This window comes from Bradyrhizobium sp. NBAIM01 (assembly GCF_020194115.1).
In the GTDB taxonomy this organism is placed as follows: Bacteria; Pseudomonadota; Alphaproteobacteria; order Rhizobiales; family Xanthobacteraceae; genus Bradyrhizobium; species Bradyrhizobium yuanmingense.
This window is the reverse complement of record NZ_JADYVU010000003.1, coordinates 203,069-225,900: the sequence shown is the minus strand read 5'-3', so window position 1 is coordinate 225,900 and position 22,832 is coordinate 203,069. Positions and strand designations below refer to the sequence as shown.

The 22,832-nt window shown below is 64.7% G+C and carries 22 protein-coding genes; 7 read left to right on the top strand and 15 right to left on the bottom strand.

The features are described 5' to 3' along the window. Positions 1–45: 45 nt before the first annotated feature. From I6F31_RS11885 to I6F31_RS11860, 7 genes are all read right to left on the bottom strand, one after another. On the bottom strand, positions 46–852 hold the full coding sequence (locus I6F31_RS11885) for an SDR family oxidoreductase (protein ID WP_225148168.1): 807 nt from the start codon (positions 850–852) through the stop codon (positions 46–48). A 22-nt stretch (positions 853–874) separates the two neighbouring features. Continuing rightward, positions 875–2,167, bottom strand: coding sequence for a TRAP transporter large permease (locus tag I6F31_RS11880; protein ID WP_036043893.1), 1,293 nt, complete (start codon positions 2,165–2,167; stop codon positions 875–877). Then, the gene (locus I6F31_RS11875) at positions 2,158–2,709 is read right to left on the bottom strand and encodes a TRAP transporter small permease (RefSeq protein WP_225148167.1); all 552 of its coding nucleotides are present in this window, start codon (positions 2,707–2,709) and stop codon (positions 2,158–2,160) included. Before I6F31_RS11875 ends, I6F31_RS11880 begins: the two co-directional genes overlap by 10 nt. A gap of 64 nt (positions 2,710–2,773) precedes the next feature. Continuing rightward, positions 2,774–3,745, bottom strand: coding sequence for a TRAP transporter substrate-binding protein (locus I6F31_RS11870; RefSeq protein ID WP_225148166.1), 972 nt, complete (start codon positions 3,743–3,745; stop codon positions 2,774–2,776). 300 nt (positions 3,746–4,045) lie between these two features. Further along, positions 4,046–4,774, bottom strand: a complete 729-nt coding sequence (locus I6F31_RS11865; protein ID WP_036007486.1) for a Crp/Fnr family transcriptional regulator — start codon at positions 4,772–4,774, stop codon at positions 4,046–4,048. A gap of 309 nt (positions 4,775–5,083) precedes the next feature. Further along, positions 5,084–5,212 (bottom strand): hypothetical protein, encoded by a 129-nt coding sequence (locus tag I6F31_RS36505; protein WP_275970700.1) that lies wholly within the window; start codon positions 5,210–5,212, stop codon positions 5,084–5,086. Between the two features lie 94 nt (positions 5,213–5,306). After that, positions 5,307–6,020, bottom strand: a complete 714-nt coding sequence (locus I6F31_RS11860) for a helix-turn-helix domain-containing protein (protein WP_225185437.1) — start codon at positions 6,018–6,020, stop codon at positions 5,307–5,309. Between the two features lie 150 nt (positions 6,021–6,170). On the opposite strand from I6F31_RS11860, the gene I6F31_RS11855 reads away from it, so the two are divergent. Next, entirely contained in the window at positions 6,171–6,488 is a 318-nt protein-coding gene (locus tag I6F31_RS11855; protein WP_225133147.1) for a cytochrome c, read from the top strand. 7 nt (positions 6,489–6,495) lie between these two features. Here I6F31_RS11855 and I6F31_RS11850 read toward each other — a convergent pair whose 3' ends face one another. Genes I6F31_RS11850 through I6F31_RS11840 form a run of 3 tightly spaced genes read right to left on the bottom strand, consistent with a single transcriptional unit; the run spans position 6,496 to position 9,509 of the window. Continuing rightward, complete coding sequence (locus I6F31_RS11850) at positions 6,496–7,599, bottom strand: ABC-type transport auxiliary lipoprotein family protein (RefSeq protein ID WP_225185436.1); 1,104 nt, start codon at positions 7,597–7,599, stop codon at positions 6,496–6,498. Positions 7,600–7,602: 3 nt separating this feature from the next. Next, on the bottom strand, positions 7,603–8,370 hold the full coding sequence (locus I6F31_RS11845; RefSeq protein ID WP_225185435.1) for an ABC transporter ATP-binding protein: 768 nt from the start codon (positions 8,368–8,370) through the stop codon (positions 7,603–7,605). Positions 8,371–8,372: 2 nt separating this feature from the next. After that, positions 8,373–9,509 (bottom strand): ABC transporter permease, encoded by a 1,137-nt coding sequence (locus I6F31_RS11840; RefSeq protein WP_225185434.1) that lies wholly within the window; start codon positions 9,507–9,509, stop codon positions 8,373–8,375. Positions 9,510–9,686: 177 nt separating this feature from the next. On the opposite strand from I6F31_RS11840, the gene I6F31_RS11835 reads away from it, so the two are divergent. Together I6F31_RS11835 and I6F31_RS11830 are read left to right on the top strand one after the other, a co-directional pair. Next, the gene (locus I6F31_RS11835; protein WP_225148162.1) at positions 9,687–9,962 is read left to right on the top strand and encodes a hypothetical protein; all 276 of its coding nucleotides are present in this window, start codon (positions 9,687–9,689) and stop codon (positions 9,960–9,962) included. Then, on the top strand, positions 9,963–10,451 hold the full coding sequence (locus I6F31_RS11830) for a phage holin family protein (protein ID WP_036007507.1): 489 nt from the start codon (positions 9,963–9,965) through the stop codon (positions 10,449–10,451). 9 nt (positions 10,452–10,460) lie between these two features. On the opposite strand, the gene I6F31_RS11825 is transcribed toward I6F31_RS11830, so the two are convergent. Next, positions 10,461–13,154: a bifunctional acetate--CoA ligase family protein/GNAT family N-acetyltransferase gene (locus tag I6F31_RS11825; protein WP_225148161.1), complete on the bottom strand. Its 2,694-nt coding sequence runs from the start codon at positions 13,152–13,154 to the stop codon at positions 10,461–10,463. Between the two features lie 64 nt (positions 13,155–13,218). Then, on the bottom strand, positions 13,219–14,052 hold the full coding sequence (locus I6F31_RS11820; RefSeq protein WP_225148160.1) for a universal stress protein: 834 nt from the start codon (positions 14,050–14,052) through the stop codon (positions 13,219–13,221). 178 nt (positions 14,053–14,230) lie between these two features. Between I6F31_RS11820 and I6F31_RS11815 the strand changes: the two genes are divergently transcribed. The 3 genes from I6F31_RS11815 to I6F31_RS11805 are packed head-to-tail and all read left to right on the top strand — an operon-like array spanning position 14,231 to position 17,762. Continuing rightward, positions 14,231–15,214 carry a zinc-dependent alcohol dehydrogenase family protein gene (locus I6F31_RS11815; protein ID WP_225148159.1) on the top strand — a complete coding sequence of 328 codons (984 nt, stop codon included), beginning with the start codon at positions 14,231–14,233 and terminating at the stop codon, positions 15,212–15,214. Positions 15,215–15,237: 23 nt separating this feature from the next. Continuing rightward, positions 15,238–16,776, top strand: coding sequence for a bifunctional aminoglycoside phosphotransferase/ATP-binding protein (locus I6F31_RS11810; protein ID WP_225148187.1), 1,539 nt, complete (start codon positions 15,238–15,240; stop codon positions 16,774–16,776). Next, positions 16,776–17,762, top strand: a complete 987-nt coding sequence (locus I6F31_RS11805) for a CHAD domain-containing protein (RefSeq protein WP_225148158.1) — start codon at positions 16,776–16,778, stop codon at positions 17,760–17,762. Before I6F31_RS11810 ends, I6F31_RS11805 begins: the two co-directional genes overlap by 1 nt. Here I6F31_RS11805 and I6F31_RS11800 read toward each other — a convergent pair. Beyond that, positions 17,759–19,585 (bottom strand): alpha/beta fold hydrolase, encoded by a 1,827-nt coding sequence (locus tag I6F31_RS11800; RefSeq protein WP_225185433.1) that lies wholly within the window; start codon positions 19,583–19,585, stop codon positions 17,759–17,761. The genes I6F31_RS11805 and I6F31_RS11800 overlap by 4 nt on opposite strands. A gap of 205 nt (positions 19,586–19,790) precedes the next feature. Here I6F31_RS11800 and I6F31_RS11795 point away from each other — a divergent pair, with 205 nt between their 5' ends. Further along, positions 19,791–20,519, top strand: coding sequence for a CBS domain-containing protein (locus I6F31_RS11795; protein WP_225125662.1), 729 nt, complete (start codon positions 19,791–19,793; stop codon positions 20,517–20,519). Positions 20,520–20,531: 12 nt separating this feature from the next. Here I6F31_RS11795 and I6F31_RS11790 read toward each other — a convergent pair whose 3' ends face one another. After that, on the bottom strand, positions 20,532–20,996 hold the full coding sequence (locus tag I6F31_RS11790; RefSeq protein ID WP_192893131.1) for a RidA family protein: 465 nt from the start codon (positions 20,994–20,996) through the stop codon (positions 20,532–20,534). A gap of 15 nt (positions 20,997–21,011) precedes the next feature. Next, positions 21,012–22,703 carry a benzoate-CoA ligase family protein gene (locus tag I6F31_RS11785; RefSeq protein ID WP_225148156.1) on the bottom strand — a complete coding sequence of 564 codons (1,692 nt, stop codon included), beginning with the start codon at positions 22,701–22,703 and terminating at the stop codon, positions 21,012–21,014. Positions 22,704–22,832: the final 129 nt, after the last annotated feature.

The window sequence follows — 22,832 nt, the reverse complement described above, 5'->3', positions numbered from 1 at the left end:
AGTGAGCCGCGCGACGTGCAAGCGCAACCCGAGCTACATCCTTTGCTATTTGTGCAACTGGGTAAGACCGGTCGGCGGGCCGTCGACGGCGGTCCAGCCGCCGTCGACGAACAGCGTGCTGCCGCTGACATAGCTTGCGGCATCCGAGGCGAGATAGGCGACGGCGGTCGCGACCTCGTCGGCGCTGCTCCAGCGGTTGAACACGGTGTGGCCGGCGTAGAGATTGTAGATGTCGGGGCGCTGCTTGAAAGGGCCGGTCAGCGCGGTCTCGGCGATGCTCGGGGCGATCGCATTGACGCGCACGCCGGCGTGCCCGACCTCGGAGGCAAAGCCCTTCACCAGCAGGCCGATCGCCGCCTTGGTCGAGCCGTAGATGCCGAGGCCGGGCTCGATGGTCACCGCGCGAACCGAGGAGCAGGCGATGATGCTGCCGCCCTTCTGCGCAACCATGATGCGGCCGAAGGCCTGGAAGAAAAAGACCGTGCCCTTGACGTTGAGGGTGAGGACGCGGTCGAGATCCTCCTCGGTGTAGTCGAGGATGGTCTTGCGGATGTTGAGACCAGGCGTCGTCACGGCGATGTCGAGCCGCGGAAACTTCTGCATCACGGTTTGGGCCAGCGCATTGACATCCGCGGCGCTTGCGGCGTCGCAGCCAGCTGCTTGCGCCCAGCCGCCCTTGTCGCGAATGCCGACGGCCGTCGCCTCCGCTGCGTCGAGCGCACGATCGGCGCAGACAACCCGGGCACCGAGACCCGCAAGCGCTTCGGCCGACGATTTGCCGATGCCGGATGCGGCGCCGAGCACGAGCGCGGTCTTGCCGGTGAGATCGAAGAGCTTGCGATAGTCCGTCACTGGCGATGTCTCCCTGGTGCTGCTAGCCCTTGTAGCCCATCAAGAGGCGCGGCAGCCACAACGAGAATGCAGGGACATAGGTCACGAACATCAGTGCTGCGATGAGCGCAGCATAGAACGGCAGGATGGTACGCATCACCGCGCCGACCGAGATGCCGCCGATGGCGCAGCCGACGAATTGCGTCGTTCCGACCGGCGGCGTGTTGAGCCCGAGGGCGCAATTGATCAGCATCAGCATGCCGAACTGCACCGGGTCCATGCCCGCCTTCATCGCGATCGGCAGGAAGATCGGGGTGCAGATCAGGATCGTTGCCGCCATGTCCATGAACGTGCCGAGCACGAACAGGATGATGTTGATGAGCAGGAAGATCACCCAGGGCTGCGTCGACAACTTGTTCATCATCGCGCCGGCGAGATCCGCCACCTCGTAAAGTCCCATCAGGTACTGGAACATGGTGGAGACGCCGATCAGCAGCAGCACCACCCCGGTCGTCTTCACCGCCTTGGCGGCGGCGCGCAGGAAGTTGCCCCAGGTCATGGTGCGATAGATGAAGAAAGTCAGCAGGATCGAGTAGGTGACGGCGATGGCCGCCGATTCGGTTGCCGTGAAGACGCCGGACAGGATGCCGGCCAGGATGATGCCGACGATCAGAAGCCCCGGCAGCGCCGCCGCCAGCGAGCGGACCACCTCAGCCCAGCCTGGGAACTTGCCGGCGGGATAACCGCGCCTCACCGCGACCGCGTAGGCGGCAACCAGCATGCAGACCATCAGCACCAGCGCCGGCAGGAGACCGGCGGCAATCAGCGCGCCGATCGAGACCTTGCCGCCGGCCGCCAGCGCATAGATGATCATGTTGTGGCTGGTCGGCATCAGGGCTCCGACCAGCGAGGCATGGGTGGTGACGTTGACGGCGTAGTCGGTGTCGTATCCCTCCTTCTTCATCATCGGGATCATCACCGCGCCCATCGCCGACACGTCGGCCACGGGTGAGCCGGAGACGCCGCCGAACAGCGTGCACGCGACCACGTTCGACATGCCGAGCCCGCCGCGGATGTGCCCGACGAGATTCTTGGCGAGTTGCACGATCTTGTCGGCCACGCCGCCATGCAGCATCAGCTCACCGCTGAAGACGAAGAACGGAATGGCGAGGAAGGAGAAGATGTTCATCCCCGACATCATCTGCTGGAAGATGACGGCGACCGGCAGGCCTTCGTAGAGGATGGTGCAGATGGCCGACAGGCCGATCGCGAAGGCGACCGGTACGCCGAGGATCAGAAAGCCGAAGAAGGTGGCGCCGAGGATGATCAGTTCCATGAGGGGACGACCTCTTCGCCGCGCAGGAGAGCAATGATGTGCTCGATGGAAAACGAAACGATCAGGACGCCGGAGGCGAACAGCGGCACGTAGCGGATCACCTCGGGCAGGCCGAGATTGGGGATCTTCACGGTGCCCACCGACGCGCCGAGGACCCAGCCATTATAGGCCATGGCGAGGCCGAACACGGCGACCAGAACGTGGATCACGATCTCGATCTTCTCCCGCGCGTGATCGGGGAGCATGACCAGCAGGCTGTCCATGCCGATATGCCCGGCATCACGTACGCCGACGGCGGCGCCGATCAGCGTGACGTAGAGGATCAGGACCAGCGCCAAGTTCTCCGTCCAGGTCGGGCTGGAGTTGAGCACGTAGCGTCCGAATACCTGGTAGAAGACGATGGCGACGATGACGAGCAGGCCCGTCACCGACAGGTACATGCCGAGGCGCGCAATGGGGGCATTGACCCGCGACAGCAAGCCGGTGGACGGGCGTGCTGCTACGGCCCCCTGTTCGTGACTTGCGACGTGTGGGTCTGTCATCCCGCGCCTCCTCACGGGATCCGGTGCCGCCTGGCGGCGACGCCGGACCCGGCTTCGAATTGTCCTACTTCGTGTCCTGGATGCGCTTGACGAGGCTCTGCAGCTTCTCGTTACCGGCGAACTTCTGGTAGACCGGCTTCATTGCATCGACGAACTCCGCCTTGTTGCCGATCGTGACCACCTGAACGCCAGCGGCCTCGACGGTCTTGCGGGCGGCCTGCTCGCGCGCGTCCCAGAGCTTGCGCATGACGGGCACCGATTCCTTGGCTGCCTTGCGGACCATCGCCTGGTCCTCCTTGCTCAGCGCGTCCCAGACCTTTTTCGAGATCACGAGAACTTCGGGCGCGAGGGAGTGCTCGGTGATGTTGTAGAACTTGGCGGCTTCGAAGTGCCGGGAGGATTCGTAGGACGGCCAGTTGTTCTCGGCAGCGTCGACGAGGCCGGTCTTGAGCGCGGTGTAGACCTCGCCATAGGGCATCGGCGTCGGGTTGGCCCCCAAGCTCTGGATCATGCCGACCCACAGGTCGGATTGCTGGACGCGGATCTTCAGGCCCTTCAGATCGGCCAGCGATTTGACCGGTCCCTTGACGGTATAGACCGAGCGCGCGCCGCTGTCGTAATAGGCAAGGCCGACCAGGCCCGCGGGCTCCATGGCTGCCAGGATCTCATCGCCGATCGGACCGTCGAGGACGGTGCGCATGTGCTGCGTGTCCCTGAAGATGAAGGGCAGACACAACGCGATAGTCTCGGGCACGAAATTGTTCAGCGGCGATGCATTAATCCGCATCATGTCGAGCGCGCCGATCTTGAGTTGCTCGATCGTGTCCTTCTCCGAGCCTAGGGCGCCGTTCGGAAACACCTTCACGCCAAGCTTGCCGCCGCTCGCCGCCGCGAGTTGCTGGCCCATGAACTTGACCGCCTCGACGGTCGGATAATCGGCGGGGTGAACGTCAGCCGAGCGGAAATCGCGTGCAGTGGCCAGGGGTGCTGAGACCGCCAGTGCAACGGCTGTGATGATACCGGTGAGCGTCTTCATGTGGGCTTCCTCCTGGGTTGATTGAGATCGATTATATCGTTGTCGGCCCGGCTGCAGGCCGCCTTGGGTCGCTCCGCTTCAGGTGTGAAGTCAAGCGCCAATGTCGTCCCTAGGGCGGGCGGCATTCTCTGTCCAAGCCAAATCCGGCATCGATCGATGCAAGACTTGCATCGATCGATTTCTGGCGCAATTCGCACTATGGTGGGTATGGCGGCCTGGCTCGACGTCGCTAGCCCGTGACTTGACGCCTCCAATCGAGGCCCCGCGCGGTCGCCAGCATCGACGGTTAGGCCGACGGCGTCACTCGCCGCCGAGGCCGCTCTCGGCGAGCTCGCGCAGCGCGTCCGTATCGAGCACGACGATGGCGCCGTGCTCGAGGCGGACCCAGTTGCGGCCGGCCCAGGCGCGCAATTGCTTGTTGATGCTCTCGCGCGTCATCCCGACCATCTCGCTGATCTCTTGCTGCGTGATGGCGAGCGTGCCGCTGCCGGAATCCAGCTTGCGCTCTTCGGTGAGACCGAGCAGTGCACTGGCAAGCCGGCCCGGTAGATTCTGCAGGATCACCTGCTCGACCTGCTGACTGGTCCAGCGCAGACGCGCGCACAGCAGCTCGATGAACTTCATCGCCAGCGCCGGCTGGCTCTTCACGAACGGCAGGAAGTCCCGGCGATCGATGACGTAGAGCTCGCAATTGGTATTGGCGGTCGCATCCGCCGACCTGGGCGCGCCGTCGAGCACGGCGATCTCGCCGAAGATTTCTCCGGGGCCGATCAGATTGAGAATGGCGTTCCGCCCATCAGGTGATGAGGAGGAAATCTTGACTGTCCCCGCGATCACCGCGAACAGACTGTTGCCGGGATCGCCCTTGGCGGCGATCGTCGCGCCACGCTTGACGGTGGTGTGCTTGGCGTAGCGGCAGAGTTGATCGAGCGCTTCCGGCTCCAGATCCGCGAAGATCGGGTGCTTGCGCAGGACCGATAGTTTGTTGCCCGCCGGTTGTCGGGGATCGCCGGTCTTGTCCTGAGGCACGCCGCGGGGCTCCTAAGACTACGAGGCACTGAGTTCCTGCGTAGTCAACGTTACCAGGCATTTCAACCGGAAAGCACGCGCGCGATTTGAGGCAAATGCCACGAAAAGGCCCGTAAAGAGGAAGTCAGCAGCCAAAAGCTGCGGCGATGCGTCCTCTTCGACGCAGAGTTGCGGATTACGCAAACCGCGATTGCGTCGAGACGCTGCCGAGGGCCAGCGCCCGCCCAGGCGAGCACCGGCCCTGGCGCGCCGGACTCGGACCTAAACCTGGACTTGGACTTGGACTTGGACCTGGACCTGCAGAAGGCTTCAGTGCCTGGAATCCGGATCAAGCCGGCCCGCCCTGGTTTGCCGGTCAGCCCAGGCCAGAACTGCGGCGAACACCACAAAGATCGCGACGACGACAACGGTCACGAGCAACGCGTCAGCAGGCATCATCCCCTCCCGGATTTGTGTCCGGCAGTATTTTGCGGAGCATGGCCGGCGTCATTGATCGGGATCAAATTCTGCCGAAGACGCCGTGGACGGGAGGTCAGGCTGCGGCCATGGCCTCGACACGGGCCGGATCGAGCAGGCTGATGCCGCCGTGAATGATCTCGATCACGCCGAGACGCTCAAGCTTGGTAAAGGTGCGGCTGACGGTTTCGATGGTCAGGCCGAGATAATCGGCGATGTCCTGACGGCTCATCGGAAGCGCGACCATGTCGGACGGACCGTTGAGCGCGACGAGCCGCTCGCGCCAGCCGAGCAGAAAGGTCGCGACCTTCTCGTCGGCCGAGCGGCGGCCGAGCAGAACCATGTGGTCGCGCGCCTGGCTCAACTCGCGAATGGCCAATTCGTTGATGCGCCTGAGCAATTGCGGCCGGTGTTCGATGAAACGGCCGAAAGGCCCTTTTGGGAATTGGCACACTTTCACCACGCCGATCGCATCGGCCGAAAAATTGTGCCGGCCGGACAGATTCATCCCGAGGAAGTCACCGGGCAAGGCAAAGCCGACGATCTGCCGCCGGCCGTCAGGCAGCAGCTTGTACAGCCGCATGACGCCTTCGAGGACGTTGTAGAACGAGGTCGTGATGTCCTCCTCGGAAAACACGGTCTCGCCCGAATCGAAATGGACGCGGCGGCCGAGATGCTCGAACTCCCGGAGTTCGGCTGCATCGAGCGACGAGCAGACCGCCGCTCCACGCACGGCACAATCGTCGCAATGATGTCCGTTCGGCTCACTCGTGACCACGGAAGGCTTCATCCATCGCTCCCCACGCCGGCCGCTCCCGACGTCAGGCCGAGTCCACCGCGCGGCTGCATTTTACTGCACCGTGCCGCAGCCGATTGACCCAGATCAAATTTGGCTGGCATCCCGCTCTTATTCTGCGTCCACGTTCGACGGGATGATTCCATGCTGCAAAGAGCACTGCGTCACGGCCTGATTGGGCTGCTTCTGATCACGCCTGCGCTCGCGGCCCCGGCCGCCGAACAACGCGGCAAGGCTTTCGCCCGAGCCAATTGCGCACGCTGTCACGCGATCGACCGCGCCTCCAAGAGCCAGCTGGAGATCGCGCCTCCGCTACGCACCCTGCATCGGCGCTATCCGATCAACAGCCTTGGCGAGGCGCTGGCCGAGGGGATCTCCACCGGACATGCCGACATGCCGGCCTTCGAACTCAGCCCGGACCAGATCCACGACCTGCTGTCCTACCTGAAGACGCTGGAATAGTCGCCCCTCACACCGCCTGCACGGTCCATCCGATCAGCTCCTTGGCGATGCGCGCGAAGGCGGCATCGAAGGCGGCGACTGAAGCGGCCGGTTCGACCTTGTCGAGCTTTTCGCTGGCCTCGATGAGGCGCGATGCGATCACCTTGCCATTCTTGTCGACGATCCGAGCCGACAGTCCGATCTCGGCCCGAGCCTCCCCATCCGTCGCGATCCGAAAGCGCCGGATGTCGAGCAGGAGCTGGTAGTCCGCCGGCCCGAGATCCGTCGTGCGCAGCGGGGCGTGGGCGATGTCGTAGTTCTCGAAACTGTCGATCAGGCGCGCCTGCACCAGTTTCGGAATGCTGTCAGCCCAGAGGAAGTCCGCAAAGCCCGGCCTGTCGCCGCTAGGCGCGAACAGCATGCGCTGGGTCTGCAGCATCGCCACCGCCGTCGGCTCGGGAATGGCCAGTGAGGCCGATAGCGTCTTGCCGGCCGGCCCGAGATTCTGCGGCGTGCGCAGGTCGTAGGTGACCTTCTGCGCGGGCGTGCCGCCGCCGGTCATCTTGTCGAGGCCTGCCAGGATGCCGTCGATCTTGCCGGTGTTGCGCGCGAGCCCGTCGGAGAAGGTCTTGAAATTGGCAATGGTGTCCTTCAGCGGGCCGGAATTGTCCTGAAGCACCGTGTCGACCCGCCGCAGCGCATCGCGCGCCGCCTGCGTCATGCTCTGGCCTGCGCCGGCCTCCGCGATCAAGGTCGGCAGCTCGCCCGACTTGGCGACGATCACGCCCCCCTCCAATGTCACCACGGGAACGCCGGTCAGGCCCTGGAATTCGAGGCCGACCTTGGTGTCGGCACGCACCGGCGTCGCGGTGGCAACCGAGATCGTCGCATTGACGAAGCGCGGGATATCAGGCGCGAGTCCGAGCTGGGTCACCTCTCCGACGCGAATGCCGTTGAACAGCACGCCGGCGCCGACCAGCAGGCCGGGCACCGGCCCCTGGAATTGCACGTGGTAGCTGGTGCGCGGCCCGATGCCGCCGGTGTTGTTCAGCCAATAGACGAAGCCGAACACCGCGACGATCGCGGCCAGCACGAAACTGCCGATCAGCACATAGGGAGCGCGGGTTTCCATCTCTCATCTCATCTCATGTTGCAGCATCTGCGAGCGCTTACCGTGGAAATAGGCGCGCACCCAGGGATGCTCGGATTGCAGCAATTCGCGCATCGGGCCGATCGCCACGATCTTGCCGTCGGCGAGCGCGGCGACGCGGTCGCAGACCGTGGTCAGGCTCGCAAGGTCATGGGTCACCATGAACACGGTGAGCTCCAGGGTCTCTTGCAGCGTCTTGATCAGCGCGTCGAACTCGCCAGCGGCGATGGGGTCGAGGCCCGAGGTCGGCTCGTCCAGGAAAAGGATCGGCGGATCGAGCGCGAGCGCGCGCGCCAGCGCCACGCGCTTGGTCATGCCGCCGGACAGCTCCGCCGGATATTTGTCGGCGTCCTCCGCACGCAGACCGACCATCTCGAGCTTGGCAATCGCGATCTCGTCCATCAGCTCCTGCGACAGGACGAGATTTTCGCGCAAGGGAAACTGGACGTTCTGGCGCACCGTCAGCGAGGAGAACAGCGCGCCCTGCTGGAACAGGATGCCCCAGGCCATCGCTGCGCCGCGGCCTTGGCCGCCGGCGGGTTGTCCCATGACCTCGATGGTCCCGCTCCGGCGCGGGATGAGGCCGATGATGGTCCGCATCAAGACCGATTTGCCGCCGCCGGAGGCACCCACCAGCCCGAGGATCTCGCCGCGGCGGACGTCGAGCGACAGATGGTCGAGCACGGTTTGACGGCCGAAGCCGACCACGAGGTCACGGACGCGGATGGCGAACTCGTCTTGTGGTCCGTCCATCGTCACATTCCGATCGAGGCAAAGAACACGGCGAACAGGCCGTCGAGCACGATCACCAGGAAGATCGATTTCACCACCGACGTCGTGGTCTGCCGCCCCAGCGACTCCGCGCTGCCCTTGACGCGCAATCCCTCGCTGCAGGCCACGATCCCGATCACCAGCGCCATGAACGGCGCCTTCAGGATGCCCACTTCGAAATGTGCCACGGAAATGGCCTCGTGCAGGCGCGCGATGTAGATCGCCGGCCCCATGTCGCCATAGAACTGCGCGACCAGCCCGCCGCCATAGAGCGCGGCGATCGATCCGATGAAGGTGAGGATGGGCAGCGCAACGACCAGGGCCGCGACGCGCGGCAGGATCAGGACGTCGACCGGATCGAGCCCCATGGTCGAGAGCGCGTCGATCTCCTCGCGCATCTTCATCGAGCCGAGCTCGGCCGTGTAGGCGCTCCCCGACCGTCCCGCGACCATGATGGCGACGATCAGCACGCCGAGCTCGCGCAGCACCAGGATGCCGACCATGTCGACCGTGTATGATTCCGCGCCGAATCTACGGAAGTGGAAGAAGCCCTGCTGCGCGATGATGGCGCCGATCAGGAAGGTGATCAGCGTGACGATGGGGATCGCCTGCCATCCGATGCGGTAGAGCTGATACACCAGAGAGGTCAGCCGCAGCGAACGCGGCCGGCGCAGCACGCCGATGACGGCCATGAACAACGCGCCGAGCATCTGGAGGAAGATCGTGATGTCCTCCCGCGCCCCGACCGTGGACTTGCCGAGATCACCCAGCCGCGCCAGAACCGGATTGGGCGCGGCCGCCGGAGCCGGCGTGCGGCGGTTGACCTGGCGCACCTCGTCCATCAGCCCGCTGAAATGATCGGCGACGCCGACGAATTCGGCTGGCCTGCCTGACGAGGCGGCCCTGCGCGACAGCTTCTCCAGGAGCCAGGCGCCGAGCGTATCGAGCGCGCTGATCCCCGACATGTCCAAGGATACGGCGCGCGAACGATCGACGTCGGCCCCGACCGAGCGGGACAAGGTCTCGAGCGTCACCACGTTCGCGGCGGTCCAGGGCCCCTCGGGGCGCAATTTCAGCACGTCGCCGGACGGCGTCGCGTGCAGCAGCGGTTCGTGGTTCACGCTTTCCACCTCATCGGGACAATCGGTCCCCATTCAGCCGGCATTTCTAGGCCAGCATGTGGCGGCCGGATTGACCTGTCTCAAGACCCCGAACGGGCTCCGCCTCTTGACGCAAATCAAGCGCGATCGCACAGGCTGGTCTTAGGCTCCTTTGAATTTAATGAGGACACCAAATCCATGTTCGACAGTGACAGGATGAGCGAGGAATTGCGCACGCTGAAGGTCGACGTCACGCACTTGTTGAGCACCGCCGGCGAGGAGATGTTCGAGAGCTCGAAAGCTCGCACTGATGCGCTCGCCGATCAGATCAGGGCCGCACCCGCCGAGCTCGGCGAGACCGTCGAACAGGAGGGGGAGACGCTCCAGGGCCTCGTTGCGGAGCGTCCGGTCACATCGCTCGCCTCTGCCTTCGCGCTGGGTGTGGTTGTTGGCTTCATGCTGAGGAGACACTAGGTGAATACCGAGAATGTCGTCAAACATCTGCGCGTGCTGTGGCGCACCGACAGGATCATCGCCGACATCAGGCTGCGCCATTTGCTGATCGGCCTCGGCCTGCGTGCCTTCGCGGCGCTGATCGCCGCGTTCGGGCTGCTGATGCTGGAGCTGTCGGCCTATTTCGCACTGGTGCAGATCTGGAGCGCAATTACCGCGGCTGCCATCCTCGGCGCCGTCAATTTCGTCATCGCGGCCGCTCTCTTCCTGATCGCCGGCCGCGCTCCGTCGGGGCGTGACATCGAACTCGCCAACGAAATTCACGACACCTCCATCGAAGCCCTCCAGCTCGAGGCCCGTGCGCTCCAGGCCCAGGTGTCGGGCGCGGTGCACCACCCGCTGAGCACGATCGTGCCGGTGCTGCTGCCGCTGATCGCGATCATCATCAAGACTCTGCGGACGACGGCCAGGTCGTCCAATGATGCCAGTTCGGCCGAGGCGCAATCGTAGCCGACACGCTCAGAGCTTGAGCCTGACGTCGCAGATCTCAGGCTCGGCCGGGTCCGGCTTGACCTCGAAGCCGAGCTGCCGGCACATGTCGAGCATCACGGTATTCTCCTGCAGCACGTCGCCCGATATGGTCTTCAATCCTTCCGACCGCGCGTAGTCGATGATCAGCTGCATGAGGGCCCAGCCGAGCCCCCTGCCCTTGAGGTCGGACCGCAGCAGGATCGCGTATTCGCCGGTCTCGTAGATCGAGTCGGAATGGAGCCGGACCACGCCGACCATTTCGCCGCTGGCCTCCTCGAATGCGATGAAGGCCATCGCGCGCGCATAGTCGAGCTGGGTCAGGCGTGCGATGAATTCGTGGGTGAACTCCTTCATCGGGGCGAAGAAGCGCAGGCGAAGGTCGTGCGCCGTGACGTGACGCAGGAATTCGTGGATGGTCGGCTCGTCCTCGGGGCGCATGGGCCGCACGAAGATGCGCCAGTCCTCCTTGAGCTTGAGGCGTCGCTCCCATTGCGACGGATAAGCGCGAACGGCGAAATTGGCCGGGCCGGAGCCGGCGAACTTCCGCTGTGGCGGTCCGACCGCGACGCGGGCGTCCACCGCGGTCACGCCGGTTTCGTCGGCCAGGAGCGGATTGATGTCGAATTCGCGGATCTCGGGAATGTCGGCCGCCATCTGCGCCAGCTTGACCAGCACCATGGCGACGGCGTCGTGCTTCACCGCCGGCACGTCCCGATAGGCCTTCAGCAGCCGCGACACGCGCGTGCGGTCGATCAGATCGCGGGCCAGTTGCAGGTCGAGCGGCGGCAGCGCCAGCGCCTTGTCGTTGATGATCTCCACCGCCGTGCCTCCGCGGCCGAAAACCACCACCGTGCCGAAGGTCGGATCGTCGGCAAGGCCGAGGATCAGCTCGCGCGCCTTTGCCTTGACGACCATGGCCTGGACGATGACGCCGCCGATGCGCGCCTCGGGCCGCAGCTTCCGCGCTCGCGCAAGAATGTCCGTCGCCGCCGCACGGACCGCCTCCGGCGACGTCAGATTGAGCACGACGCCGCCGACGTCGGATTTGTGGGTGATGTCGCGCGACATGATCTTCAGCACGACGGTGCCGCCTTGGGCGAAGATTTCCTTTGCATAGGTCACCGCCTGCTCGACATCTGCTGCCGCATAGGTCGGCACCATCGCGATATCGTAGGCTTCGAGCAGGTGCTTGATCTCGACGGGTTCGAGCCACTGGCGGCCGTCCGCGATCGCGGCTGTGACGATCTCTCTCGCCCCGCTGGCATCCGGAACGAACGTATCGGGCATCGCGGGAGGCACCTGGGTCAGCTCCTCCACCACTTCGCGGTGCCGGACCAGATGCATGAAGCCGCGCACGGCGTCGTCCTCGGTCGGATAGTTCGGCACGCCGGCGCTGGAGAGTGCCTGGATGATGTGCTGATCGGCGCCGACCCAGGCCGCCAGCACGGGCTTTGCCCATCGCCGGTGCTGCTCGCGATACTTAGCCACGAGCTCCGTCACGGTCTTGGCGATCTCGGCGGCCGATGCGATCGCGGTCTGCACATTGAGGACGAGGACTGCGTCGTTGTCGCGATCGGCCAGCAGTTCCTCCAGCGCCGCTGCGTAGCGCGCAGCATCGGCGTCGCCCACGATGTCGACGGGGTTTGCACCGGACCAAGTCGGCGGCAGCGCCGCATCGAGCTTCCTGTGCGCATCAGTCGAGATCGTCGCCGGAATACCGCCGAGCTCGACCAATCGATCGACGGCGAGGACGCCGATGCCACCACCGTTGGTCAGGATGGCGAGACGCTTTCCGGTCGGCGATTCGACGCGGCCGAGTGTCTCGGCACAGTCGAACAGCTCGCGCAGGTCGGACACCCGCAGCACGCCCGCGCGGCGGAACGCCGCGTCATAGACGGCGTCGGCACCGGCGAGCGCCCCGGTATGCGTGGCAGCGGCCTTCGCACCCTGCGCCATGCGGCCGGACTTCACCACGACGACGGGCTTCACCCGCGCGGCGGCGCGCGCCGCCGACATGAACTTGCGCGCGTCCTTGATCGCCTCGATGTAGAGCAGGATCGCGCGGGTCTTGTGATCCATCGCGAAATGGTCGAGCAAATCGGCAATGTCGACGTCGATCTGATCGCCGATCGAGACGATGCCGGAGAAGCCGACGCCGCGCTGCGCGGCCCAATCCACCATGCCGGCGGCAATGGCACCCGATTGCGAGATCAGCGCGAGGTTGCCGGCCCCCGGCATGTGCGCGGCGAAACTGGCATTCAGGCTGACGCCGGGCATCATGATGCCGAGGCAGTTCGGCCCAATCAGCCGCATGCCGTGTTTGCGGGCGGCAGCGCTGGTCGCCTCGTGCAGCGATCCCGGTCCCTGGCCGAGACCGGCCGAGACGATCAGCGCACCCGCAGATCCGCGACGGCCGGCCTGCTCGACGATGCCTGGAATCTCGCCCGCGGGCGCGGTGACGACGACGAGCTCGGGCACGAAGTCCAGCCTGTCCAGGCTCTTCACCGCGGCGAGGCCGCCGATCTCGGCGTGGCGCGGATTGACGAGGCCAAACCGCCCCTTGAATCCCGCTTTCCGAATGTTTTCCAGGACCGCGCGTCCAACGGACGCCGGACGCGCGCTCGCGCCGACGAGCGCAACCGAGCGCGGCGACAGCAGGTTGTTCAGACGATAAGTCGACATGAAAACAAATGCGCCGCGCCAGCGGCGGTTCCGATGATTGGACGATCCGGCTGGAAGAAGACGCCTAGTGCGAGATCATAACCCAGCATGGTGGCTGGCCAATGACGGTCTTTGTCACACCGCCCCACACGATCTCGTTCAGGCGAGAATGATGATAGGCGCCCATCACGATGGCATCGATGCCATGGGAATTCGCCCAGCTTCCCAATACTTTGCCGGTCGAGCGGCCGCCCCCCTTCGTGGTTTCGAACGAGGCAAAGACGCCGTGTTCCCGCAAATGGTCGACGAGTGCCGTTCCGGATCGGACGACCGCGTCCGTCTCGTCCTCCGCCACGGTCAGCACACGAACCGAACTGGCAGCCTGAAGAACAGGCAACGCATCGCCGACCGCACGCGCGGCCCGTGCAGAATGATCCCAGGCAATCACGACGTTCTCGAACTCGGGCCTGAGCTCGTCGGCGCGATGTTCGGGACAGAGCAGAAGCGGCCGGCCGGATTCGAACAACAACGCCTCCACGATGGTCTCCGTTCGACTGTCATGCGGTTTCACGGGAACCAGCGCGAGGTCGCTGAAGCGGGCGTGCTCGGCCAGGATCGCTCCGATCTGATCCGCAGGCACCTTGCCCGACCGGCCCTGGGCGCGGACGTTGGCGCAGCAAGCCGCATCGGTGAATGCATTCAGCAGCTGCTGCATGTCGCTCGCCTCGAGGCTGGCCTGCGCGAATTCGCGATCGTCAGGCAGCATCACCTTCGGTCGCTCGAAAACATCTTCCTCGACCGCGAGCGCGGTGATCCTGGCGCCGAGATCGGCGGCGACAGAAACGCATTTCTCGATCGCAACCAGGGCTGGCCCGCGCGGCTGGCCGACAAGGGGCAGAAACACATCCTTGATGGGCATCGGAATTCTCCTGAGCCACCATGATAGGCGGGCTGTCGTCGAGACCCTTGATCCGCGTCAAGACCGGGGGAAACTCCGTCCGATCAGCCCGGGAAACAGGCGTTGACTGACGTCAAGGACTGGCCACTCGGCCGTTCTATGGATACTTCAGTCGGAGCGGTTCGCCCCGGAGACAGACATGCGTGCGATGGTGTTGCCGACCCCACGAGCGCGGCTCCGGATGGAGGAGCGGCCCGACCCGATGCCGGGCGAGGGTCAGATCCGGGTGAAGATCAGCGCCTGCGGTGTATGCCGGACCGATCTTCATCTCGTCGATGCCGAGCTGCCCGGCATCCGCTATCCGATCGTGCCTGGCCACGAGATCGTCGGCCGGGTCGACCTCATCGGCGCGAATGTGACGACACATGCGCCTGGTGACCGGGTCGGCATTCCCTGGCTCGGCTTCACCTGCGGAAAATGCCGCTTCTGCCGCGAGGGTATGGAAAACCTCTGTGATGCACCGCTGTTCACCGGCTACACGTGCGACGGCGGCTACGCGACCCACACCATCGCCGACGCACGTTACGCTTTTCCGCTCGGCGAGGCCGGCAGCGACGTCGAGATTGCGCCTCTGCTCTGCGCGGGGCTGATCGGCTGGCGCTCGCTGGTCCTGGCCGGCCCCGCCGAGAGGCTCGGTCTCTATGGCTTCGGCGCGGCCGGCCACATCATTGCGCAAGTCGCGGCTTGGCAGGGACGCTCCGTCCATGCATTCACGCGGGCCGGCGATGCCGCTGCACAAGATCTTGCCCGCCGTCTCGGCGCTGTCTGGGCGGGGTCATCGGACCAGGTGCCCGACGAGCCGCTCGACGCCGCGATCATCTACGCGCCAGCCGGCGAGCTGGTCCCGGCGGCGTTGCGCGCCGTGCGCAAAGGCGGTCGCGTCGTCTGCGCCGGCATCCACATGACCGACATTCCAAGCTTTCCGTATGATTTGCTGTGGCAGGAACGGCAGCTGGTCTCGGTCGCCAATCTGACCCGGCAGGATGGCCTCGATTTTCTCAAGGTCGCGCCGCAAGCCGGCGTGCGCACCGAGACGACGGCGTTTCCGCTCGATCAGGCCAATGAGGTCCTGACCATGCTGCGGAATGGCCAGATCCTCGGCGCGGCCGTGCTGACGCCCTGATGGTGCTTGCCATGTCCGCTTCGATGAAGGATGACACGGCGGCTCAGGAGCGCATCTTTCGGATGCTGACCGACCATCCCGGCGTGATGCGCATCGACACGCATGCCGCCTCGGTGTTCCTGGACGCAAAGCGTGCGCTGAAGATCAAGCGCGCCGTCCGGTTTCCCTTCCTCGACTATTCGACGCTCGAAAAGCGCAAGGCGGCCTGCGAGGAGGAGATCCGGATCAACCGGCCCCTGGCGCCGCAGATCTACCATGGCGTTGTGGCGATCACGGAAGAGCCGGATGGATCGGTGAAGGTCGAGGGCGCCGGCCGGCCGATCGAGTATGCGGTCGACATGTCGCGCTTCGACGAAAGCAGGACGTTGGATCATCTGGCCGAGGCGGGACCGCTGGACGCGAAGCTTGCCTCGGCCGCCGCTGACGCAATCGCCGCTTCGCATGCGGCGGCGACGCGCGCCGACGGAAAGGCATGGGTCTCCTCCATTCCGGCCCTGATCGACGGCAACACGAATGGTCTGCGGGCCGGCGGCCATGTCGGCGCAGACGAAATCGAGCAACTCGGCAAGGCTTCGCATGCGGCCTATCTGCGTATTCGTCCCCTGCTCGCAGAGCGCAGCCGCCGGGGCTTCGTGCGCCGCTGCCATGGCGATCTGCATCTGGCAAACATCGTTATGATCGATGATCGACCCGTGCTGTTCGACGCGATCGAGTTTGATGCGCAGATGGCGACGGTCGACGTGCTCTACGATCTCGCATTCACGCTGATGGACCTGTTGCAGCACCACCAGCCGAGCGCGGCAAACATAGTGCTGAACCGCTATCTCGCCGCGACGCCGGCCGACAATCTCGATGCGCTCTCGACCCTGCCGCTGTTCATGTCCATCCGGGCGGCGATCCGCGCCCAGGTGGCGCTGGCGCGACTGAAACCGCCGTACTCCGACGATCCCGGCATCGTCGACCAGGCACGGCGTTATTTCGACCTCGCCGGGACGCTGATCCGTCCTCCTGCTCCGCGTCTGATTGCGGTCGGCGGACTGTCCGGCACCGGAAAGACCGCCTTGGCGCACGCGCTCGCGCCGGTCGTGGCACCGGCGCCGGGCGCCGTCGTGCTGCGCAGCGATCTCGTCCGCAAGCAGATGTTCGGGGTCGAAGACACCCACCGCTTGCCGCCTTCAGCCTATACGCCGGAGGTCACGGCCTGCGCCTATGACACGCTGGTGCAGCAGGCCCGGCGGGTGCTGGCGCAGGGCCATTCGGCGATCGTCGACGGCGTATTCGCGCGCGAGGACGAACGCGATGCGATCGCGGCGCTGGCGCGCGAATGCAACGTGACGTTGAACGGGCTGTTCCTGGTCGCAGACCTTGCAACCCGGCAAGCGCGCATCGGCAACCGCCGGGGAGACGCATCGGACGCCACGCCGGAGGTTGCCGCGCTGCAAGAGCACTATAATATCGGCCATGTCGGCTGGGCGACCATCGATGCATCCGGGACACAAGAGCAGACGCTTCAGAACTGCCGGAACGTCATCGCTGAGGGGCAAACAAGGCAATCAGACTGATGCGGGCAAGGAAGTCGCGACCCACCACGCGCTCGACGGCAAATACGCATGCCAAGCCGGCAACGCGGCGCAATGTCCTGCCCGCCCGCCTCAGCCCCGGCATGGCCTGCGACACGGCCTTCCGCATCATCGCCCGCCGACACCTCGGCGCGGTGATCGCTCAGCACGACGGCACCTGCCGCGGCGATCCGGATGCGCTGCACCAGATCCGGATCGCACTAACGCATCTGCGGACTGCCATCCGCTTCTTCTCGCCAATGGTCGACGATAACGTGCGACCGGAAGTCTGGGCCGAACTGAAATGGCTGAACAGTCAGCTCGGCATGGTGCGGGACCTCGACGTGGCCATCGAGCGGATCGTCGCAGAGAGTAGCGACGAGCTCGCGGTGGTCGCCGAGCTTCAGCGCTGGGACGAAAAACGCGCGGAGAGTCATCGGCTGCTGGCGCGTGCGCTGCAATCGGCGCGGTATCGCCGCCTGGTCGAGCAAACCTCGACGTGGATCGAAAGCGGCCCCTGGTCGACCCGCCGCAGCAAGGAAGCGATGCGGTTGCGCCGCTGCACCCTCGCCGACCATGCGACGGAGCGGCTGACCGAGTGGGAGACGACGCTGCTCAAGAAGGCCCGTAAGCTGAAGAAGCTCGATGTCGAGAAACGTCACAAGCTGCGGCTCCTCAACAAGCGGATGACCTACTCGGTCGAGTCGCTTGCGGATCTGTTCGCCGATGGGGTGGCGACGAAACAGAAGTCCATCCTCAAGCAATTGCGCAAGGCACAACGCTCGCTCGGTCAATTGAACGACGATGCGCGCGGACAGGCACTGGCGGCCTCGTTGAATGGCGCCGGAATCGATGCCAGCCGTCGCTTCCTCAACCGCAAACGCGAGAAGAAGTTGTTGCGGAAGGCGTCAACGGCCTATCGCAAATTGGACAAGGCCAAACCGTTCCGCTCCTCGGATCTCACGCCGAGATCGGAGCCGGAGGCTTAGGTGTGGACGTAGTCCCCCGGCGCATCCGGCAGGCCGAGGGCGTCGCCAAGTCCGATCTGCGGCGGATCGCAGGGCGCGCCGGAACGTGCCGCCAGCCAAGTGGTCCATTCCGGCCACCATGAGCCCTCGACGCGCGGGGCCAGCTTCAGCCATTCATCCGCACCGATATAGGGCGCATCGGCAGCCTTGGTCAGCACCTGATAAAAGTGGCCCTCCTCCTGCGGAGGCGCCACGACACCGGCATTGTGACCGCCGCTGGTCAACAGGAACGTTACGTCGGCATCGACCTGATAATGGATCTTGTAGACGGATCGCCAGGGCGCCACGTGATCGGCGAGCGTGCCGACCACGAACATCGGTGTGTGAATGTCGGACAGCGAGACGCTCCGGCATTCGACCCGATAGCGACCTTCCGCCAGATCGTCGTTCAGGAACAGCTTACGCAGATACTCCGAGTGCATGCGATAGGGTAGCCGCGTGGCGTCGGCATTCCAGGCCATCAGGTCGCTCGGTGGCGAGCCGTCGCCCATCAGATAATCACGCGAGAGCCGCGACCAGATCAGCTCGTTGGAGCGCAGGAGCTGGAACGCGCCTGCCATCTGTGTCGTGTCGAGATAACCGCGCTGCCACATCATGTCTTCGAGGAAGGCAACCTGGCTCTCGTTGATGAAGAGCGTCAGTTCGCCGGCCTCCGTGAAATCGGTTTGTGCGGCGAGAAGCGTGACGGTGCCGAGACGGCTATCGCCGTCCCGCGCCATGGCCGCCGCGGCAATCGACAGCAACGTCCCGCCAAGGCAATAGCCGAGCGCATGGATCTTCCGGCCCGGCACGATCTGCCCGATCATGTCCAGCGCGGCCATCACGCCCAGCTTGCGGTAGTCGTCGAAGGCAACATCCCGATCGTTCGCATCCGGATTGCGCCAGGAGATCGCGAAGACGGTGAAGCCCTGAGCGGTCAGGTATTTGACCAGGGAATTCTGCGGCGACAGATCGAGGATGTAGTACTTCATGATCCAGGCCGGCACGATCAGAATCGGCTCCGGCCGCACCTGCGCAGTCGTCGGATGGTACTGGATCAGCTCGATCAGGCTGTTGCGGTAGACGACCTTGCCGGGCGAAGCCGCCACCGTCTTGCCAACGACGAACTGATCCTCGCCGGCCAGCTTCGAGCCGGAGAGCAGGCGCATCAGGTCGCTGCACCAGTTCTGCCAGCCGAACACGAAGTTCTCCCCGCCGCTTTGGAACGCTTTTTCCAGCACCTGCGGATTGGTGGCGGCGAAGTTCGAGGGCGCCAGCATGTCGAGCATCTGGCGCATCGAGAACTCGACGATGCCCTCATTTGCGTGCGACACGCCGCGTATGCCGGTCGTGGCATCGTGCCACCAGCGCTCGGTGAGCAGAAACGCCTGCGCAGGCAGATTGAACGGCGCGGCTTCCCATTGCCGGTCCTTGAAGCGGCGATCCCGCGCCTGCGGCCGAATGACGGACCATGGTTCCTGCGATGTCGCGTGAGCGGCAGCTTCCAGGAAGCGGCCTGAGTCGCGGAAGATATTGCGGAAGAGCTCCATCTGGTGCTGAGGCGCCGCCGCAAGATGCGCGCCCCAGTCGAGCCAGGCGAGCGACAAGGCAACAGGCGAGATTCCGCCCGTGAACCGCGCCAGCATGGCATGAAACGCGCGATCGAGTGGATACGAATCCGTTGTTTGCGGGCAAGTGCAGTCAGCCGGCGTGCCTGCGACCCTTTCGGAAATCCCGGCAGCCGGCCTGATAGCGGGAGCTTGCAGCGGCGCTTCGGCCCGCGGGAAGATCTTCACGACGCTCATGGCTCATTGTTCCTGCGGGCTTCTGTTCTACGCCTGCGGCAGGATATGGCGACGCTTCCAGTGCGCGTTGAGCTGCATCAAATCGCGGCACGGATCAAAATCGGTCAATCAAGGCAAGCTTTCTCCGCTTGACCTGAGTCAAACCGCACCCCGATGGATTCACTAGGCTTTGTCCATTGAAATTGACATGCCAGCGGAGTTGTTCATGCGCGCCCACCAGATCATGACCCGGTCGGTCATCTCGGTTACCCCCGACACCAGCATCGTCGAGGCCGCCAATATCATGCTGAAGCGACATGTGAGCGGCCTCACGGTGGTCGACGCTACCGGCAAGCTGGTGGGCGTGGTGTCGGAAGGAGATTTCATCCGGCGCAGCGAGATCGGCACCGGGCGCAAGCGCGGGCGCTGGCTGCGGTTCATCCTCGGTCCGGGCAAATCCGCCAGCGACTTCGTTCACGAACACGGCCGCAAGGTCTCGGAAGTGATGACCGACCTGCCCGTAACCATCACCGAGGATACGGCGCTTGCGGAGATCGTCGATCTCATGGAGCGAAACAACGTCAAGCGGCTGCCGGTGGTGCGCGGCGACAAGGTCGTCGGAATCGTGTCCCGCGCCAACCTGTTACAGGCCGTGGCCGGGCTCGCCCGCGAAGTGCCGGATCCGACCGCGGACGACGACCACATTCGCAGCCGCATCATCGACACCATGGAGAAGAACGACTGGTGCCCGTTCGGGCTGAACGTCATCGTCCGCGACGGTATCGTTCATCTCAGCGGCGTCATCACCGAAGAGCGCGCTCGGCAAGCCGCGATCGTCGCCGCGGAAAACGTCGAGGGCGTGAAGAAGGTGCACGATCATCTCTGCTGGGTCGACACCATATCCGGCGTCTATCTCAACTCGCCCGAAGACGACGAGCTCGCCAAAGCGAGCTGATCGCCGCGGAGTTCAGCTCGGAATGACGGCGGTGGCTTCGATCTCGACGCGCGCCGCCTTCTCGACGAGGCGGACGACCTGTACCAGGGCCATCGCTGGATAGTGCGTTCCGAAGACGTCGCGGTAGATCCTGCCGAGCTCCTTCAGATTGGCCAGGTACTCGTCCATGTCGACGACGTACCAGGTCAGGCGCACGAGGTGCTCGGGCCGGGCACCGGCCTCGGCCAGGATCGCTGCGATGTTGTCCAGGGTCTGGCGCACCTGCGCGACGAAGCCGTCGGCGAGACGCTCCTCGGCGTCCCAGCCGATCACCCCGCCGGTGACGACGATGCGTCCTTCGGCAGCCATGCCGTTGGCATAGCCCTTCGGCAGCGGCCAGCCTGACGGCTGCAGGATCTGCGCCTTGGTGCGCGTTCCATCCTCGGCTGCGGTCGGCAGGACCGCGAGTTGCGGGCTTTTCGGCGTCGTCACAGACAATTCTCTATCCTTCTCTCATTCCGCGGCGACGCCTGAGGACGTCACTGCAGCCTGCGCCAACTGCCGCAGGGCAAAGCGCTTCAGCTTGCCGGTCTCGGTCTTCGGCAATTGCGCGACGAACTCGATGGCGCGCGGATATTTATACGGCGCGATCTCGCGTTTGACGTGCTCCTGCAACTCGGCCACGAGCTGAGCGTCAGGGGTCACGCCGGGCGCGGCAATGACATAGGCTTTGACGATCATGCCCCGCGCCTCGTCCGGCGCGCCGACCACACCGCATTCGGCGACCGCCGGATGCGTAAGCAGCGCCGCTTCGACGTCAGTTCCTGCGATGTTGTAGCCGGCCGACACGATCATGTCGTCGGAGCGCGACTGGTACCAGAAATAGCCGTCGCTATCCATCAAATAGGTGTCGCCGGTGATGTTCCAGCCGTTCTGGACGTATTTCCGCTGCCGCTCGTCGGCCAGATAGCGGCAGCCGGTCGGCCCGCGCACGGCGAGAAAGCCCATCGTTCCGGGCGGCACGTCGCGGCCCTCATCATCGACGATCTTGGCTTCATAGCCCGGCACGGGCTTGCCGGTGGCGCCGGGGCGGATCTCGTCCTCGGTCGCGCTGATGAAGATGTGCAGCATCTCGGTCGAGCCGATGCCGTCCATCAGCTTGATCCCAGTCGCCTTAAGCCAGGCATCGAATGTCGGCTTGGGAAGGGTCTCGCCCGCCGAGACGCATTTGCGGAGCGAAGAAATGTCGCGGCCTGCGAGCTTGCCAAGCATGGCGCGGTATGCGGTCGGCGCCGTGAAGCAGACCGTGGTCTTGTGCTGCTCGATCGCATTCAGAATGTCGTCCGGCGTCGTCTTCTCCAGCACAACGAAGGAGGCGCCGATATGCATCGGAAACAGCACGCCGCCGAAGCCGAAGGTGAAGGCGAGCGGCGCCGAGCCGATGAAGCGATCGTTTTGCACGGCGCGCAGAATGTTGCGCGCATAGCCGTCACAGACCGCGAGCATGTCGCGATGGAAATGCATGGTGCCCTTGGGATCGCCGGTCGTGCCCGAGGTGAAGGCGATCAGGCAGATGTCGTCGGCGGCGGTATCGACCGCCTCGAACTCCGGGCTGACATCGGCGATCAACGCTTCCAGCGAATCCGCCGCGCCATTGCCCCAATAGACGACCCGCTCGAGACCGGGCGCAGCAGCTTTCGCCTTCTCCATCTCCTCGGCGAGCTTTCCGTCGCACAGCGCCAGCGTGATCTCCGCCTTCTGGATCGGATAGGACAGCTCCTTGGCGCGCAGCAGCGGCATCGTCGCCACGCAGATTCCACCGGCCTTGATCACCGCGAGATAGGTCGCAACCATCATCGGATTGTTGGCCGAGCGCAGCAGCACACGCCCGCCGCTGACGAGACCGAGCTTGCCAACCAGCACATTGGCGATGCGGTTCACCAGCGCCTGCAGCTCGCGATAGGTGTAGCTGACGGCCGGGCTGATGACGCAAGGGGCATCGCCATGGCCCTGCTCGACCCAGCGATCGAGGAAATAGCTGACGCAGTTCAGTCGCGGCGGATAGTTCAGCTCCGGCCGCGTGAAGATGAATTCGGGCCAGAGCTCGCGCGGCGGCAGATGTTGCCGCGCGAACGTATCGACATGGGCCGTCGCGGCGCTGCCGTCAGACGAGCCCGTCCCTTGAATCTTGGCGGCGTTGGCCATCGCACGCTCCTTTCAGCATGGATTGCACCCGGCAGCACGATCTGGAAAACATTTTAGGCTTAAAACAATTCGGCGCAATAGGGGATTTTGGGCATCCCGTGCTTTTTCATGCGGCAAAGGGTGTCGGGC